Here is a 16157-nt window from a genome sequence, read left to right as displayed (position 1 = left end):
GGCCGGGCCCGCCCCTCCGTCGGGGCGGGTCCGGCCGGACGCCTAGCGCGGATTGGTGATGAAGTCGGCGCAGCGCTCGCCGATCATCATCGTGGTGATGCACGGGTTGACCGTGATCAGGTCCGGCATGATCGACCCGTCGGCGACGCGCAGGCCGTCGACGCCCTTCACCCGCAGCTGCGGGTCGACGGGGGCCATGGAGTCGGAGTCCGCGCCCATCTTCACCGTGCAGGACGGGTGGTAGACGGTGTTGTGGGTGGTGCGGATGTACTCGAAGAGCTCCTCGTCGGACTCCGCCCCGGTGCCCGGCGCGAGCTCCTTGCCCACCCAGTCCTTCAGCGCCGGCGCCGCCGCGATCTCCCGGGCCACCCGGATCCCGCGGATCATGACCTCACGGTCGTGGTCGTGGCTGAAGTAGCGCGGGTCGACCTTCGGCTTGTCGTGATAGTCGCGGGTCGAGAGCCGCACCGTCCCCTTCGACTGCGCCCCGGTGACGTTCGGCGTGAGGCAGAACGTGTTGTCCGAGGTCGGGTAGCCATAGCGCACGATGTTCATGTCGAACGGCACCGAGCCGTAGTGGAACATCAGGTCGGGCGTGGTCCGGCCCTCGGAACCGGCGAAGATCCCGATCTGCCACCACTGCGTCGACGCGGTCGGCATCGGCTGCAGGGCCTCCCACTGCACGAGGCCCTCGGGGTGGTCCTGGAGGTTCTCCCCCACGCCCGGGGAGTCGACGACGACCTCGATGCCCACCTCGCGCAGGTGCTCGGCGGGCCCGATGCCCGAGAGCATCAGCAGCTTCGGCCCGTCGATCGCGCCGGACGAGAGGATCACCTCGCGGCGGGCGGTCACGTCGATGGCGTGCCGGGTGTCCGGGGTGCGCAGGCGCGCGCCGGTGGCCCGGGGACGCGGGCCGGACGTGTCGAGGTTCAGCTTCTCGGCCCGGTAGCCGGTCATCAGCGTCAGGTTGGGACGGCCCAGGTTCGGGTGGATGTAGGCCACCGACGCCGACGACCGCGAGCCGTCGGGCTTGGCGTTGACCTGGAACCAGTTCGCGCCCCGCAGCACCGTGCGGCCGGTGTTGAACGGCGTGGTCGGCAGGCCGACCTGCTCGCAGGCGGCCAGCAGCGCCTTGCCGCACGGGTCCTGGTCCCCCACCGTCCGGATGGTCACCGGCCCGTCGGTGCCGCGGCCCGGCGCCTCGGCCTCCTCAGTCGTGTCCAGCGCCGTCTCGAGCTTGCGGTAGAAGGGGTAGCACTCCTCGGCGGTCCATCCCTCGGCGCCGCCGGCGGCCCAGTCGTCGAGGTTCTCCTTGGGCGCCCAGAAGGCGATCGCGGAGTTGTGCGACGAGCAGCCACCCAGCACCTTCGCGCGGGCGTGGCGCATGTAGGAGTTGCCCGACTCCTGGGGCTCGATGGGGTAGTCCCAGTCGTAGCCCGACTCGAGCAGCTCCATCCACCGGCTCAGGTCGAGGATCGCGTCGTCGCCGACGTCCGACGGGCCGGCCTCGATGAGGCACACCGACACGTCGGGGTCCTCGGACAGGCGGGACGCGACGGCGCATCCGGCGGTGCCCCCGCCGACGACGACGTAGTCGAACTCGTTCTCGGCCATCACGCCTCCTGGGCGGGGGTGTCGGTGGGGACCTCGGCGCGCGCGTGCTCGGCCACGACGCCGGTCTTGTGCCGCTGCACGGTCCAGTAGTACGCGAAGCCGGCGCCGAGGATGATCCCCGGCAGCAGCACCCCGCCCCACTGCAGGTACCAGTGGAACGGCTCGCTGGCGTTGTAGACCTCGTTGCGGGGCCAGGCGAGGTTGATCGTCATGAACCCGCCCCAGAGCACCGCCAGGATGTTGACCGGGATGCCCCAGCGACCCAGGGAGAAGGCGCCCTCGCGGGGCTCCCACTCGCCGCGCAGGCGCTTGATCAGCAGCGGGACCGTCACCAGCAGGTAGGCGGTGTAGATCATGATGATCGCGATCGACGTGACCACCGTGTAGATCTGCGGGCTGAAGGTCACCAGCAGCAGGACGATCGCGAGCGCGCCGATCACGACCGACGAGACGATCGGCGTGCCGAACCGCGGGCTGATCGTGCACAGCTTCGAGCCGGCGGGCAGGTTGTTGTCCCGGCTCATCGCGAAGGCCAGGCGGATCGCCGCGGCGTGCACGGCGAGCGCACAGACGATGACCGCGATGACGACCGCGACGAGGATGACCGAACCGCCGAACGGGCCGAGCACGGCGAGGATGAGGTTCTGGAGACCGCCGAGGCTCGAGAAGGCCGGGTCGCTGAGGTCCGGAGCCGACATGAGCGCGAACAGCAGGATCAGCCCGCCGAGCAGGAACGAGAAGAACAGCGCGCGCAGGATCGCCTTCGGGGCGTTCTTCCGGGGCTCGTGCGACTCCTCGGCCAGCGAGCTCGCGGTGTCGAACCCGTACATGACGTACAGCGAGGCGAACATGGCCACGAGGAAGGCCCCGGCGTAGCCGAACGGTCGCCCGCTGGTGTCGACGCCGCCGGTGTCGAACACGATCTGCGGGCCGCGGACGATGTTGATCGCGAGCAGGACGATCAGCAGCACGGCCGCGATCAGCTCGATGAACACGCCCGCGGAGTTGATGCGCGCCATCAGCTGGGTGCCGAAGGCGTTGATCGCGGTGGTGAAGAGGATGAGGACCGTCGCCAGGATGACGCCGTTGAGGGCCTGCGCCGCCGTGTCCTCGCCGGTCGGGTCGGGGATGAACTGGAACCCGTCCCACAGCTCCGGCAGCGTCGCCTGGAGCGCCAGCGCGACGGCCGCGATCGACACGATCGACGCCGTCAGCATCGTCCAGCCGGCCAGCCACGCGGTGTGCGGGCTGGTGAGGCGCTTGGTCCAGTTGTAGATCGAGCCGGCCACCGGGAAGCGGGCGGCGAGCTCGCAGAAGCACAGCGCGACCATGAGCTGGCCGACGAAGACCATCGGCCACGACCACCAGTACGCCGGGCCGCCGGTCCCGAGGCCGAAGTAGAAGAGCTGGAACGTGCCGGTGAGGATCGAGATGTAGCTGATCCCCGCCGCGAACGTGTGGAAGCTGCCGAGGGACCGTACGAGGCTCGGCTTGTAGCCGAACTCGTCGATGTCCGCGGCGTCGGTCCCCGTGGCGTCCTTGTTGTCCGTACTCACGAACCGCTCCCTTGGCTGGAAGAGGGGAACCACCCGGTCGGACCCGGCCGGGTGTTGGTCCAGATGTGCTTGGCCTCCTGGTACTCCGCGAGGCCCTCGCGGCCGAGCTCCCGGCCGAAGCCCGAGTGCCCGAAGCCGCCCCACTCGGCCGCGGGCACGTACGGCCCGAAGTCGTTGATCCAGATCGTGCCGTGGCGCAGGCGCGCGGCGACCTCCTCGCAGTTGCCGTGGTCGGACGAGAAGACCGCGCCCGCCAGGCCGTAGGAGGTGTCGTTGCCGATGCGGACGGCGTCGTCGAGGTCGGTGAAGGTCTCGATGGTGAGCACCGGGCCGAACGACTCGTCGTGCACCACGGACATGTCCTGGGTGCAGCCGTCGAGGATCGTCGGCGGGTAGAAGTAGCCGTTCTGCAGGTCCGGGTCGGTCGGGCGCTCGCCGCCGCAGCGCAGCACCGCGCCCTCGGCGACCCCGGCCGCGACGTAGGCCTCGACCTTCTCGCGGTGCGCGGCGGAGATCAGCGGGCCGGTCTCGGTGCGGGGGTCGTCCGGCCCGCCCATGACGATGCGCTGGGCGCGCGCGACGAGGTCGTCGACGATCCGGTCGTGGGCCGACTCCTGGACGACGAGCCGCGCGCCGGCGGAGCACACCTGGCCGGAGTGCAGGAAGATCGCCGTCAGGGCGTTGTCCACCGCGGTCTCGTGGTCGGCGTCGTCGAAGAGCACCAGCGGGTTCTTGCCGCCCAGCTCCAGCGCGACCTTCTTCACCGTGGCCGCCGCCGACTCCATGATCTTCCGACCGGTCTGCAGGCCGCCGGTGAAGCTCACGAGGTCGACGTCGGGGTGGCTCGACAGCGGCGCCCCGGCCGCCGCGCCCGCCCCGAGGACGAGGTTGGCGACGCCGTCGGGCAGGCCGGCCTCGGCGAGCAGCTCCATCAGGATGATCGCGGTGTGCGGCGTCAGCTCGCTGGGCTTGAGGACGAACGAGCACCCCGCCCCCAGCGCCGGCGCCACCTTCCACGCGGTCTGCAGCAGCGGGTAGTTCCACGGCGTGATCAGCCCGCAGACCCCGACGGGCTCGTGGACGACCTTGCTGCGCGCGGCGGGGATGCCGGTGTCGACCAGCCGTCCGTCGTCGGTGGCGGAGATGTGCCCGAACCACCGGAAGCAGTTCGTGATGTCGTCCATGTCGATCTCGGACTCGACGACCCGCTTGCCGGTGTCGTCGGTCTCGGCCTTGGCGAGCCGGGCCTTGTCGCGCTGCAGCAGGTCGGCCACCCGCAGCAGGAGTGCGCCGCGCTCCGACGCCGGCACGGACGACCAGCGGCCGTCGTCGAAGGATCGCCGTGCCGCGGCGATCGCGAGCTCGGTGTCCTTCGGACCCGCCTCGTCGACCTCGGCCACGAGGGTCCCGTAGGCGGGAGATCGGATCTCCCGTCGTCCCCCGTCGACCGCCGACACCCACGCTCCGTCGATGAACAGCTGCCCCACGTCCGGCGCCTCCTCGGTCACATCACCCGGTCGGCCCTGTGCGGGCCGTAGTGAGTATCGACCCTCCCCCACCGTCGGCACCATCTCTTGACACGGACCACACGCGTGGCCACGAGGAGTGACACCGGAGCACGTGTCGCCCGGCGTGTCCGGGGAACACGACGGGGTGTCCGGACGCGCGCTGGTGGTCGGGGGCGGCATCGGCGGCCTGGCGGCGGCGCTCGCGCTGTGCCGGGCGGGGTGGGACGTCGAGGTCCGCGAACGACGGACGTCGCCGTGGGACGAGGGCGCGGGCATCTCGCTCTGGCCGAACGCCCTGCGGGCGCTCGACGCCCTGGGAGTGGGCGACGACGTCCGGGCCGTCGGGCACGCGAACGAGGCCGGCGGGATCCGGGACCGGCGCGGGCGCTGGCTCGCCCGCACCGACGACGCCGCGCTCGCCCGTCGGCACGGCGACGGGATCCTCGTGCTCGACCGCGCCGACCTCCTGCGCGTGCTCGCGGACGGCCTGCCCGCCGGGGCCGTACGGACCGGCGCGCCCGTGGACGGCCCCGACGCGGGGCCCGGGGACCTCGTCGTCGGCGCCGACGGGATCTCCTCGTCGACCCGCGCGCTCGTCGACCCCACCGCGCGGTCCCGCTCGACGGGCACTGTCGCCTGGCGTCTGAGCGCCGTCGTCGACGAGCCGCCCCGGGCCGGCGGCGAGACCTGGGGGTCGGCGCCTACGCGGGCGTCGCTCCCCACCGGGGCGGCCGCGTTCACCTGTGGGCGGTGGTGCCCGCCGGCGAGCCTGCCGCGTCGGATCTCGACGCCCTGCGCCGGCGTCTCGCCGGGTGGCACACCCCGATCCCGGAGCTCCTCGACCGCGTCGACCCGGCCACCGCGCTGGTCACCGAGCTGCGCTGGCTCCCGCCGCTGCGCTCGTTCGTCGCGAGCGCCCCGGGCGGCGGGCGGGTCGTGCTGCTCGGCGACGCCGCCCACGCCATGACGCCGAACCTCGGCCAGGGCGCCTGCCTCGCCCTCGAGGACGCCGCGACCCTCGGCGCGTGCGTGCGCGACGGACGCCTCGACGAGGGCCTCGCCCGCTACGACCGCCTCCGCAGACCCCGCACCGCCCGCCTGACCCGGACGTCACGGCTCGCGGGCCTCGTCGCCGGGATGCCCGGTCGGCTGCCGACGGCCGTGCGCGACGGCCTCGGCCGCCTCGCGCCGTCCGCCCTGACGGTGCGCGGGCTCGACGGCGTGCTGGGGTGGCGTCCGCCGGACTAGGCCCGGGCGACCAGGCGCGCCTCGCCGTCGCCCTCCTCGTGGTGGAGCACCTCGAGGTGGGAGAAGGCGGCCAGCAGCTCGCCGGGCGGCGCGCGGAACGGACCGCCGGTGTCGCCGACCTCGGAGAGAACCGAGATCACCAGCAGGCCGCCGGGGGCGACCAGGCCGGCGAGGGCGGGGTAGAGCGACGGCTCGCGGAAGCGCTGGCACACGACGACGTCGTAGGGCCCGGCGACCGGCAGCCCGTCGTCGAGGTCGGCCTCGATCCAGCGCACGGGCGTCGCGCCGGCGAGCTCCCGCCCGGCCGCGAGACCCACCGGGGAGACGTCGACGGCGTCGACGGTCAGCCCGCGGCGGGCGAGCCAGACCGCCACCGTGCCCCGACCGCACGCGAGGTCCAGCGCCCGCCCGGAGGCCGGGAGGAGGTGCTCGCGACCGACCAGCGCGCCGGGCGGCGCGGGCTCCCCGCGCCGAGCCCGTCGAAGCGGGCGTCCCAGCGCTCCCGGTCGGACGTGCTCACGGTCGGGTCGGGCTCAGGGCTTGCGGCCCACGACGCCGACGAGGCAGCGCTGCGCGGCGACGAGCGGCCGCAGCTGGGGGCCGTCCGGCCACCACTGCACGCAGAGCGTGAGGCCCGGGTCGACGAGGTCGAGGCCCGGCATCATCGCGAGGATCTGGTCCTTCGTGCGGAACGTGCCGCTGCCCAGAGGGCTGTGCAGGAAGACGTTCTCCATGCGCCGCGCGAGCTCGCTGTCCTCGTCCTGCGGGTCGAAGAAGTGGCTCAGCGCGACGTACGAGCCCGACGGCAGGGCGTCGATGTACTGCTTCATGATCTCGACGCAGGACAGCGGCCCGGACTCGTCGTAGTGGTGCAGCGTCCCGAGCTGCAGCAGCGCGATCGGGCGGGTGAAGTCGAGGTTCCGCGTGACCACCGGGTCGTCGAGCACCTGGCGGGGCTCGGTGAGGTCCGCCGGCGCGAAGAACGTCTGGTCGTTCTCCTCGAGCAGGGCGCGTCCGTGCGCGACGACCGTGGGGTCGTTGTCGACGTAGACGACGCGGGCCTCGGGGTTGAGGCGCTGAGCGGCCTGGTGGGTGTTCTCCGCCGTGGGCAGTCCCGAGCCGCAGTCGAGGAACTGGTCGATGCCGGCCTCGCCCGCGAGGAAACGGACCGCGCGCACCAGGAAGGCGCGGTGGTCCATCGTGAACTGGCCGATCTCGGGAGCGACCTGGCGCAGGCGCTCGACGACCTCGCGGTCGGCCGGGTAGTTGTCCTTGCCGCCGAGCGCGGTGTCGTACACCCGCGCGATGCTCGCCTTCGACGTGTCGATGTAGGCGGGAGCGGACCCCGGACGGGACGAGGAGTGCGCAGCGGTCATGACTTCCCATCGGGCGGTGCGATCACGGACGGTCGCTCACCCTAGGAGGGTAACCGTCACTGCTCCGGGACGGGTCGATCAGCGGACACCGACACGGGACGGCGTGTAACGTCTCGTGCCCGGCGGCACACGCCGTGGAGTCCCAGTAGTCGAACGGGGAGCGCACGAGCCGTGGCGGATCGGGACCAGACCGAGCCGGAGGGCACCGGGCCCACCGCACGCCGGATCATCCTGGGCGCGCAGCTGCGGCGCCTGCGGGAACGGGCCGGGGTCGCCCGCTCCGACGCCGCGTGGTCCATCCGCGGCTCGGACTCCAAGATGTCGCGGCTCGAGGCCGGCAAGGTCGGCTTCAAGGAACGCGACGTCGCCGACCTGCTGACCCTCTACGGGATCACCGACGACGCCGAGCGCGAGCTGCTGCTCGACACCACGCGCCGCAGCAACGAGCCGGGCTGGTGGCAGCCCTACGGCGACGTCCTCCCCGACTGGTTCGAGGACTACGTGGGCCTGGAGATGAGCGCCTCGCGCATCCAGACCTACGAGCTGATGTTCGTCCCCGGTCTGCTCCAGACCGAGGACTACGCCCGCGCGATCATCACGTCGGGCCACCCGGACCGCGCGACGCCCGACGACGAGCGCCGTCTCGCCGTGCGCATGCGCCGCCAGCAGGCCCTCGGGCGCCGCGACGCCCCGACGGTGTGGGCGATCCTCGACGAGTCCGTGCTGCACCGCCCCATCGGCGGCCCCTCGGCGCTGGTCGCCCAGGTCGAGCACCTGCTCGAGCTGTCGTCACTGCCCAACGTCGTCGTGCAGGTCCTGCCGTTCGGCCTGTCCGGGTACGCGGCCGAGAGCACCTTCTCGATCCTGCGGTTCTCCGAGCCCGAGCTGCCCGACCTCGTCTACCAGGAGCACCTCACCGCGGCGGTGTACCTCGACAAGCGGGCCGACGTCGAGTCCTACAGCCGCGTGATGGACCGGGTCGCCGTCGACGCGCTCACTCCGGACGAGACGCGCCAGCACCTATCCAAGATCGTCGCCGAGGGCTGACGTCCGGCGGGAGACCCGCCGGACGCGGTCTGCACGTGCACATGATCAAAGCACTTGCTACGGTGGCTGCACTGTCGGATGCACGTGCAGATGATCGAGGCGGTCGCATGGGCCACATGGCGAATGCACGAGTCGCCCTCCCCGACGTGGCGTGGCGCAAGAGCGCCCGCTCGGGCAAGCAGGGCAACTGCGTCGAGCTCGCGCCCGTGCGCGCGCGGGGCGTCGCGGTCCGCAACTCCCGCTTCCCCGAGGGGCCGGCGCTCGTGTTCTCGGTCGCCGAGATGAGCGCGTTCGTCGCCGCCGTCAAGGGCGGTGCCTACGACCACCTGCTCCCCGACGAGCTCGGCGAGCGCTCGGCGTGAGACGGCCCGGCACCCGCACCCTGTGGCTGACCTGCGCCGTCGACGGCGCGGACCACGCCGTGTCCGACGCCGCGTTCCTCGCCGCGCAGGGCGGTGACGGCCGGTACGAGGCCCTCTGCCGCGCCACCGTGTGGGCCTCGTCGCTGGCGGCGCCCCCGGCGGGACGCTGCCCGTCGTGCGCGACGGCGGCCGGCGAGACCGCCGCGGCGACACCCGATCGGCGCACCGGCGGGCTGTGGTCCCGGCTCGTTCCCCGCGCGTCGGCCTGATCGGGCCTCCGAGGAGTCCGTTCGGCGCAGAGTAATCACTCCGCATTCGGACGATAGGTTGCATCACCCGGACAGTGCGGATTCCCTGTTCGGTAGATTGCTCTCCGTGAACGAGAAACCTAGGCTCGTGACCGTATCGAGAGGCGAGCGAGAGGGATTCGTGATCACGGAGGCGACGCGACCGGCGGCCCGCCGGGGGGACACCCCCGGAGCCCCCGCGACCTCGGTGGCCCCGTCGACCTCGGTCGCGCTGGCACCGTCGCCGGTCACCGCGGCCCTCGAGACCCTGCGCGATCTCCCGGGGCTCGCCCACGCGTGCCTCCTCGACGAGGCCGGGCACGTCCTCGCCGAGATCGGCACCGACGGGCGCACCGCGGGCGCCGTGCTCGCCTGGGGCCGGCGCGCGGGCGGGGTGGCGACGGACCGGGGGCTCGCCCTCGAGGACGTCATCGTCACCTCGGACACCGCCCACCACCTCCTGAGGGCGGTCGACGGCGCCTCGGCACGCGGCTCCTGGGTGTACCTGCGGGTCGACCGGGAGCGCGGCAACCTCGCCCTCGCCCGGCGACGCCTCGCCGCCGTCGCGGCCCCGTCCCCGCCGGCGGCCCGGCCCACCCCGGCCGTGCCCCCGCCCGCCCCGCGGTCCACACCTCGGGCGCTGGGCGCTCCGCCTCCGGGGCCCGTCGCGACACCGCTCCCGTCCGCTGCGCCCCCGGCGCCGTCGGCGCCCGCGGCCCACCCGATGGGGGCACGTTCCCCCGTCGCGTGCCGGAGCGCTCGATCCCGCCCGCGGCCCCCGCGGCCGCACCGGCGGCGATCGCCGCCCCGCCCACCTCGTGGCCCACCCGGGGACCGGCAGCGTCGCCGGCCGCCCCGGCGCCCGACCTGGCCACCGACCCGCCCGCACTGCCGGAGCCCGTCGCCCGGCAGGGCAGGCACCCACGACCCGGCCGGCGGGACCCGTCCCACCGGCCGACACCGAGCACCGGCGCTCACCCCCGCAGGACAGCGCCGGTGTGCTCCACCAGCGGTGGCGCACCGATCCCGAGACGTTGCGTCGTGTCCTGGCGGGCCTGCTCCGCCTGGGGCGCGGCTCACCGCCGGCCGGAGCACCACCGCACGGTCCGCCACCGGCCCTCCCCGGCCGCTAGGCCACGACCACCTCTTCCGCTCCCACGACCCCGGAGCGGACCCCGATACGGAGGCAATCCATGAGCGACATCGAGTACGCCCTCAACCAGGCCGCCAACATCAAGGGCGCCTTCGCCGTGGCGATCGTCGACTACGACAGCGGCATGACCCTGGGCTCCCGCGGCGGCAGCGCCGAGTTCGACCTGGACGTCGCCGCGCCCGGCAACAGTGAGGTCGTCCGGGCCAAGTTCGACGTCATGCAGAAGCTGGGCCTGCGGGAGACGATCGAGGACATCCTGATCACCCTCGACTCGCAGTACCACCTCATCCGGCCGATCTACTCGAACAACGAGGACAAGCTCTTCTTCTACCTCGTGCTCAACCGGCAGCAGGCCAACCTCGCGATGGCGCGGCGCGACCTGCGGATGATCGGTCAGCGCTTCTACCTCGACGACCCGTCGTCGGCGGCGGCCGTCCCCGCGCAGGACCAGGGTTACTACCCCGCCGTGGGCCGTCGCTGACCACGAGCGACGGACGGGAGCGGCGAGGGTGGGGCGGCACCAGCATCTGACGTGTGTCCGTTCGGACGGGCTGTCGGCGGTGCTGCGCCCGTTGCTGGATGACCGCAGCATCGTCGCCGCCACCCTCGTCGACGTCGACAGCGGTCTCGTCCTTGACGGCTACGTCGACGCACCCGACGAGCACCCCACGCTCGCCGACCTCGAGCTGCTCGGGGCGAGCCACGCGGACATGGTCCGCGCGGCCGCCGCCGTGGCGGGCCCCGCGCTCGCCGAGCTCACCGTGAGCACCGACGACGGCCACCACCACGTCCTGCACGCCGTGCCCGACCCGCACGGCGACCGGCTGGTGGTGGCCGTCGTCGTGCGCGGGGCGGCCCGTCACGTCGCCCGGGCGCGCCGACGCCTCCGCACGGTGTCGGTGGACGCCCTCACCGCCGGGCCGAGCCTCGCCCGGCGGCCCGTCGACGGACGATGGGTGCTGGACGAGCCCGGGCCGGAGGGGCGTCGGAGGCCTCGTCGGACGACGAGGTCGGCGCCGACGAGCCCGCGGCGGCCGCGCCGGTCGGCACGTCGGCGCCCCTGCTCTCGGCCATGGTCCCGGGGAGCGCCACCGCACCCCGACCGGCGACGTCCACGATCGTCCGCCTCTCGGGGACGGTGTCCTCGGTGGCGTCGCCGGCGACCGACGGCGCGACGACGGGCCTCGCCAACGGCCTGTCCTCGCCGCTGGTCCCGGTCAGCGGCGTACGGCCACCGACAGTGCGAAACGGCCCTGCGGGTCGGTGAACCAGCCGTCGTGGGAGAACCCCGCGGCCGCCAGCTCGTCCCGGATGCGCTCCCGCGTGAACTTCGTCGAGATCTCGGTGCGCATCTCCTCGCCGGCCTCGAAGTCGATCTCGAGGTCGAGCTCCGCCACCCGCACGTGCATGGGGCGTCGGGCCCGCAGGCGCATCTCGATCCGGCTCGACTGCGGCACCCACACCGCGAGGTGCTCGAAGCCCGAGCGGTCGAAGTCGGCGCCCAGCACGCGGTTGAGCACCGACAGCACGTTGAGGTCGAACTCCGCGGTGACGCCCTGGGAGTCGTCGTAGGCCGCGACGAGCGTCGACTCGTCCTTGACGAGGTCGGTCCCGACGAGGAACGCCTCCCCCGGCTCGAGGGCGTCCGCCAGCGCGGCGAGGAAGGTCTGCCGGTCGGCGGGCTCGAAGTTGCCGAACGTCCCGCCGAGCAGCGCGACCAGGCGCCGGCCGCCGTCGCTCGGCACGCTGCGCAGGTCGCTGGTGAAGTCGGCGACCACCGCGTGCACGTCGAGCTCCGGGTAGGCACTGATCAGCCCCGGGACGGCCTCCTCGAGCGCCGACGGGGACACGTCCACGGGCACGTAGCGGCGCAGGGTGCCCGCGCGGTGCAGGGCGTCGAGCAGCACCGGGGTCTTCGACGACGACCCGGAACCGAGCTCGACGAGGGTGTCGGCCTCGGCGGTCCGGGCGATCGCGTCGGCGTGGGCGGCGAGGGCCTCGCGCTCGGCGCTGAAGGGGTAGTACTCGGGCAGCGCGGTGATCTGCTCGAACAGCTCGCTCCCCCGGGCGTCGTAGAGCCACTGCGGAGTGAGGATCTTGGGAGTCGACGTCAGGCCGCGCCGCGCGTCGGTGCGCAGTGCGGCGTCGGCGTCGTCGGCGGTGAGGTGGACATCGAGCGCGGGCAGGGTCATCGGTGTCGATTCACGTCCTGGGTGTCGGGGCGGGCGCCGGATTGGCGCGCCGTCGTTCACGGCGTCGGGAACGGGTCCCAGAGAGTTCGGGGGCGCCCCGGGAGAGCGCCGGGCCGCGACCTCGGACTACAAGGCGGCGACGGTGACGGACGGGGGGTCGTGCCCCTCGCCGGGCCGGGCGACGAGCAGCGAGCCGTCGGGGACCGGGGTCCAGGCCGGGTCGTCGTCCAGGGGCTCCGAGGCGACGGTCACCGCGCCGTCGGGCCAGGCCCGGTAGGACAGGGCGTGGTCGACGGCCGTGGCCACGACCTGCTCGCCGTCGCCCAGGAGCAGGTTGAGCCGCGAGCCGGGGGCGGCGGCCAGCGCGTCGGTGACGACGCCGTCGCCGGCGTCGGCGGGGTCCTTGCCCGCGGCGATCCGGGCACGGAGCAGGGCCCACAGCAGCGCCGAGTCGGTGGCCGCCTCGAGGGTGAGCAGCTCGAGCGCGGGGAGCGTGGCGGCGAGGTCGGCCATGCTGTGCGGCCAGCCGCGGACCACGCCGTTGTGGCTGAACAACCACGTCGACCCGCCGGCCTCGCCGCGGAACGGGGCGCAGGCGGCCGTGGACACCGGCATGCCGACCGTCGCCGAGCGCACCGCGGCGACCAGCGCCGTGGTCTCCACCGCCCGCGCGAGGTCGAGGAACGACGCGTCGGTCCACATCGGGTCGTCGCGCCGGTAGAGGTGCAGCTCCGCTGCACGTGAGCACTTCGAGGTGCTGGAGCACCTCGAAGTGCTCACGTGGCGAAGCCACCCCGCACCGAACCCGTCGGCGTTCACGGTGCCGCCGCCGCGCATGTCGGCCGGGGCGTAGCTCTGCACGAGCAGGGAGTGCGGCGGCTCGGTCAGCAGCGACGCCAGCGTCACCGGCGTCGGGCCCACGTGGGCCAGGTGGCGGCACACCCCGTTACGCCGATCGCGCGCAGCGGAAGCCGGAGAAGATCTGGCGGCGGATGGGCAGGTCCCAGTTGCGGAACGTGGCGCGGGCGTTGGGCGTGCCGACGCCGAACGACGAGCCACGCAGCATCCGGAAGTCGCCGCCGAAGAAGACCTCGGAGTACTCCTTGTACGGGAACGGCTCGAAGCCCGGGTAGCCCTCGAAGCCCGAGTCGCACCACTCCCAGACGTCACCGATCAGCTGGTGCACGCCGAGCGGCGAGGCCCCGGCCGGGTAGGCGCCGACCGGCGCGGGCTGCAGGTGGCGCTGGTCGAGGTTCGCGCGCTCGGGGCTCGGGTCCTCGTCGCCCCACGGGAAGCGTCGGGTGAGGTCCGAGGCGTGGTCGTAGCGGGCCGCGAACTCCCACTCGACCTCGGTGGGCAGGCGCTTCCCCGCCCAGGCGGCGTAGGCCGCGGCCTCTCCGAAGCTGACGTGCAGCACGGGCTGGTCGCCGACATCGGCGATCGCCTCGCGCGCCCCGAACGACGTCCGGTACCAGCGATCCTCGACCTTCTCCCAGGTCATCGGCGCGTCCCAGCCCTCGCCGGTGATGTGCTCCCAGCCGGCCGCGGACCACAGCGAGCGGTCGGCGTAGCCGCCGGCGTCGACGAACCGGGCGAACTCGGCGTTGGTCACCGGGGCGGCGTCCAGCCAGAAGTCGTCGACGCGCACGGGGTGCGCGGGCTTCTCGTTGTCGAGCGCGAACGGCTCCTCGGACGTCCCCATCAGGAACTCCGCACCGGGGTGGAAGATCTCGGTGCCGGCGAGCCCGGGCACGACCGAGGCCGGCGGCGGGTCGGCGTGCAGCACCGGGGCCCCGTCGCGCAGCTGGTGGGTCGCCAGCATCGTCTCCACGTGCTGCTGCTCGTGCTGGACGATCATGCCGAACACGAAGCCCCCGGCCAGGGTGCGGCGCTCGTCGAACGCCCCGGCCTCGAGGTGGGCCAGGGCCTTCTCGCGCACCTGGTCGCCGTACGCCCGCGCCTCGGCGGGGCTCAGCAGCGGCAGCTGGGGGCGCCCGGCGCGCGGGTTGGTGAACGCGTCGTAGTACTGGTCGAGGTCCTCGCGGACCCCGGCGGTCTCCTCGGTGTCCGGGGCGCCGCGGCGCACCAGCCAGTAGTCCTCCATGTTCGCGATGTGCGCGACGTCCCAGTGGAACGGCGACATCAGCGGCGAGTGCTGGCGGGTGAAGTCGGCGTCGTCCGCAGCGAACACGTCGTGGGTCAGGGCGCGCGTCCGGGCCCGCGCCGCCTCGAGGTCGGCGGCGAGGCGCCGGCGCAGCGCGGGGACGTCCCCGGTCGCGCCCTGGGTGTGGCTGGTGGCGGTCATGGACTGCTCACCTCCGAGGAGGATCGGTCGCCCGGCGACGGGTCCAGGTCGTCGGGAAGGAACGGCGGCGGGGCGGCCGCCGGGGGCAGGTGGGCTTCGGCGGGGTCGAGCGGCTCGTCGGCCGGGCAGCGCCCGCGCAGCACGCGCTCGCTGATCACGTGGTCGACCAGCTCGCGGACGTCGGCGTCGAGGTCGGCGAACGCGGGCCCGGCGAGTGTGCGGTGGGCCTGGGCGAAGACGTCGCCCGCGGCCCGGCGCAGGACACGGTCGTCGAGACCGTGGCGGGCGGCGGCGGTCCACCGGTCGACGGCGGGCTCGGCCGCGGCGCGGGCGCGCGCCACGGTGTCCCGGTCGTGCATCAGCGCGGCGACGACGACCAGCGGAACCACCCACTCGTCACCGGCCTGCTGGTCGATGTAGCGGACCTCGAGGTGGCCCTGCGGGCGCACGGGCGGGAAGAGCGTGGTCAGGTGGTAATCGAGGTCGGCGAGGGTGGGCGCGGTGTCGAGCGCGCCGCCGATCCACTGGGCGAACGTGACGTCGGGTGCCTCCCACGAGACCCCGCCGGCGCCGTCGCGGCGCACGCACAGCAGGTGGGTGTCGAGCGCCCGCCGCGCGTACTCCCGGCCGGGGTCGGCGCCCACGGTGGCGGGAGGCGAGGTGCGCTCGGGGTCGAGCGCGAGCCAGCTCGCCATGCGCGTCGACTTCCACCCCGTGCGGCGGCCGTGCACCACCGGCGAGTTGGCGAACGCGGCGAGCAGGACGGGCCCCAGCTCGTGGAGAGCGGCCCAGCGCCGGGCGACGTCGGCGCCCTCGCCGGCGTCGACGCACACCTGCACCGCCGTGGTCGAGCACATCATCGTGCGCCCGTGCGGGCCGATGCGGTCGAACGAGGCCTCCATGGCCTGGTAGCGCGGCACGTCGAGCACCCGCCGCGGGGGACGCAGCGGATCGCTCGCCCGCGGGACGGTGACCAGGCCCTCGGCGGCCAGCCGCTCGCGGATGGCGCCCGCGTCGAGGCGGACGGCCCGCACGAGGTCGCCGACGCTCGGCAGCGGGAGACTGGCGATCTCCACCTGCCCGCCGGGCTCGACGGTGACCGCGCCGCCCGCGGGGAGCGGGGTGGGTCCGGAGCTCTCGGGGGTCTGTCGGTGGGGGCGGTGGCCGTTGGTCTCGACCGTGCTCGGGGAGGGGAGGGTGGCGGGGGCGTGCGGGCCGAGGGCTCGGGCCAGCAGCGCGGGATCGAGAGGGTGGGCGGGGTCGTGGGCGTCGCGGACGAGCCACTCGAGCTCGGTGCCGACGAGGCGTGGCGGCCCGTGCTTGAAGCACACGGAGGCGACGTAGGCCTCGGCGGTCGCGCGGTCGGTCAGCGGCGACGCGGGATCGAGGGCGACCGGGTGTCGCATCACGGGCGGACCCGCCGGTGGTGACGTCGGGGCGCTCTGGACGCCACCCGAGTCGCGTACCGAGGGTGACGACTTCGGCACGGAGCCTCCCTGATCGACCGAC

16 protein-coding genes are annotated in these 16157 nt (G+C 73.8%); 6 read left to right on the top strand and 10 right to left on the bottom strand.

The window, feature by feature from the left end; genetic code table 11:
• Window positions 1-42: 42 nt before the first annotated feature.
• From ACQPYN_RS17075 to ACQPYN_RS17065, 3 genes are read right to left on the bottom strand one after another with little or no spacing between them, the layout of a single operon-like run.
• Window positions 43-1614 (bottom strand): GMC family oxidoreductase, encoded by a 1572-nt coding sequence (locus ACQPYN_RS17075; RefSeq protein ID WP_433025091.1) that lies wholly within the window; start codon window positions 1612-1614, stop codon window positions 43-45.
• Window positions 1614-3170: an APC family permease gene (locus ACQPYN_RS17070; protein ID WP_433025088.1), complete on the bottom strand. Its 1557-nt coding sequence runs from the start codon at window positions 3168-3170 to the stop codon at window positions 1614-1616. Before ACQPYN_RS17070 ends, ACQPYN_RS17075 begins: the two co-directional genes overlap by 1 nt.
• Complete coding sequence (locus ACQPYN_RS17065) at window positions 3167-4657, bottom strand: aldehyde dehydrogenase family protein (RefSeq protein WP_433025085.1); 1491 nt, start codon at window positions 4655-4657, stop codon at window positions 3167-3169. The genes ACQPYN_RS17070 and ACQPYN_RS17065 overlap by 4 nt, the downstream gene beginning before the upstream one ends.
• Before the next feature lie 145 nt (window positions 4658-4802).
• Here ACQPYN_RS17065 and ACQPYN_RS17060 point away from each other — a divergent pair, with 145 nt between their 5' ends.
• Both ACQPYN_RS17060 and ACQPYN_RS17055 read left to right on the top strand, forming a co-directional pair.
• Complete coding sequence (locus tag ACQPYN_RS17060) at window positions 4803-5645, top strand: FAD-dependent monooxygenase (protein WP_433025082.1); 843 nt, start codon at window positions 4803-4805, stop codon at window positions 5643-5645.
• Window positions 5615-5926: an FAD-dependent monooxygenase gene (locus ACQPYN_RS17055; RefSeq protein WP_433025079.1), complete on the top strand. Its 312-nt coding sequence runs from the start codon at window positions 5615-5617 to the stop codon at window positions 5924-5926. Before ACQPYN_RS17060 ends, ACQPYN_RS17055 begins: the two co-directional genes overlap by 31 nt.
• On the opposite strand, the gene ACQPYN_RS17050 is transcribed toward ACQPYN_RS17055, so the two are convergent.
• Both ACQPYN_RS17050 and ACQPYN_RS17045 read right to left on the bottom strand, forming a co-directional pair.
• Window positions 5923-6300: a class I SAM-dependent methyltransferase gene (locus ACQPYN_RS17050; protein WP_433025076.1), complete on the bottom strand. Its 378-nt coding sequence runs from the start codon at window positions 6298-6300 to the stop codon at window positions 5923-5925. The two genes, ACQPYN_RS17055 and ACQPYN_RS17050, sit on opposite strands and share 4 nt — an antisense overlap.
• 159 nt (window positions 6301-6459) lie before the next feature.
• Window positions 6460-7302 (bottom strand): SAM-dependent methyltransferase, encoded by an 843-nt coding sequence (locus ACQPYN_RS17045; protein ID WP_433025074.1) that lies wholly within the window; start codon window positions 7300-7302, stop codon window positions 6460-6462.
• A gap of 171 nt (window positions 7303-7473) precedes the next feature.
• On the opposite strand from ACQPYN_RS17045, the gene ACQPYN_RS17040 reads away from it, so the two are divergent.
• From ACQPYN_RS17040 to ACQPYN_RS17025, 4 genes are all read left to right on the top strand, one after another.
• Complete coding sequence (locus tag ACQPYN_RS17040) at window positions 7474-8349, top strand: helix-turn-helix domain-containing protein (protein WP_433025071.1); 876 nt, start codon at window positions 7474-7476, stop codon at window positions 8347-8349.
• A 116-nt stretch (window positions 8350-8465) separates the two neighbouring features.
• Window positions 8466-8711 (top strand): DUF397 domain-containing protein, encoded by a 246-nt coding sequence (locus tag ACQPYN_RS17035; protein ID WP_433025068.1) that lies wholly within the window; start codon window positions 8466-8468, stop codon window positions 8709-8711.
• Window positions 8708-8980, top strand: a complete 273-nt coding sequence (locus ACQPYN_RS17030) for a hypothetical protein (RefSeq protein WP_433025065.1) — start codon at window positions 8708-8710, stop codon at window positions 8978-8980. Before ACQPYN_RS17035 ends, ACQPYN_RS17030 begins: the two co-directional genes overlap by 4 nt.
• 1211 nt (window positions 8981-10191) lie before the next feature.
• Entirely contained in the window at window positions 10192-10632 is a 441-nt protein-coding gene (locus tag ACQPYN_RS17025; RefSeq protein ID WP_274194894.1) for a hypothetical protein, read from the top strand.
• Between the two features lie 428 nt (window positions 10633-11060).
• On the opposite strand, the gene ACQPYN_RS17020 is transcribed toward ACQPYN_RS17025, so the two are convergent.
• From ACQPYN_RS17020 to egtA, 5 genes are all read right to left on the bottom strand, one after another.
• Window positions 11061-11342 carry a hypothetical protein gene (locus tag ACQPYN_RS17020; RefSeq protein ID WP_433025062.1) on the bottom strand — a complete coding sequence of 94 codons (282 nt, stop codon included), beginning with the start codon at window positions 11340-11342 and terminating at the stop codon, window positions 11061-11063.
• Between the two features lie 26 nt (window positions 11343-11368).
• Window positions 11369-12343 (bottom strand): L-histidine N(alpha)-methyltransferase, encoded by a 975-nt coding sequence (egtD, locus tag ACQPYN_RS17015; RefSeq protein ID WP_433025059.1) that lies wholly within the window; start codon window positions 12341-12343, stop codon window positions 11369-11371.
• Between the two features lie 126 nt (window positions 12344-12469).
• Complete coding sequence (egtC, locus tag ACQPYN_RS17010; protein WP_433025056.1) at window positions 12470-13285, bottom strand: ergothioneine biosynthesis protein EgtC; 816 nt, start codon at window positions 13283-13285, stop codon at window positions 12470-12472.
• Between the two features lie 4 nt (window positions 13286-13289).
• On the bottom strand, window positions 13290-14648 hold the full coding sequence (egtB, locus tag ACQPYN_RS17005; protein WP_433025053.1) for an ergothioneine biosynthesis protein EgtB: 1359 nt from the start codon (window positions 14646-14648) through the stop codon (window positions 13290-13292).
• Window positions 14645-16054: an ergothioneine biosynthesis glutamate--cysteine ligase EgtA gene (gene egtA / locus ACQPYN_RS17000; RefSeq protein ID WP_433038922.1), complete on the bottom strand. Its 1410-nt coding sequence runs from the start codon at window positions 16052-16054 to the stop codon at window positions 14645-14647. The genes egtB and egtA overlap by 4 nt, the downstream gene beginning before the upstream one ends.
• Window positions 16055-16157 lie beyond the last annotated feature (103 nt).

The organism is Actinomycetospora sp. CA-053990 (assembly GCF_050948445.1).
Taxonomy (GTDB): Bacteria; Actinomycetota; Actinomycetes; order Mycobacteriales; family Pseudonocardiaceae; genus Actinomycetospora; species Actinomycetospora callitridis.
Note: the sequence above shows the minus strand (reverse complement) of the source record. Positions and strands in the feature narration are given on the sequence as shown.

What these genes read in the sequence shown, in the direction of transcription:
- ACQPYN_RS17035 (WP_433025068.1), top strand. Translation starts at nt 8,466, where the DNA reads ATGGCGAATGCACGAGTCGCCCTCCCCGACGTGGCGTGGCGCAAGAGC.
- egtD (WP_433025059.1), bottom strand. Translation starts at nt 12,343, where the DNA reads ATGACCCTGCCCGCGCTCGATGTCCACCTCACCGCCGACGACGCCGAC.
- ACQPYN_RS17025 (WP_274194894.1), top strand. Translation starts at nt 10,192, where the DNA reads ATGAGCGACATCGAGTACGCCCTCAACCAGGCCGCCAACATCAAGGGC.
- egtB (WP_433025053.1), bottom strand. Translation starts at nt 14,648, where the DNA reads ATGACCGCCACCAGCCACACCCAGGGCGCGACCGGGGACGTCCCCGCG.
- egtA (WP_433038922.1), bottom strand. Translation starts at nt 16,054, where the DNA reads ATGCGACACCCGGTCGCCCTCGATCCCGCGTCGCCGCTGACCGACCGC.
- ACQPYN_RS17075 (WP_433025091.1), bottom strand. Translation starts at nt 1,614, where the DNA reads ATGGCCGAGAACGAGTTCGACTACGTCGTCGTCGGCGGGGGCACCGCC.
- ACQPYN_RS17045 (WP_433025074.1), bottom strand. Translation starts at nt 7,302, where the DNA reads ATGACCGCTGCGCACTCCTCGTCCCGTCCGGGGTCCGCTCCCGCCTAC.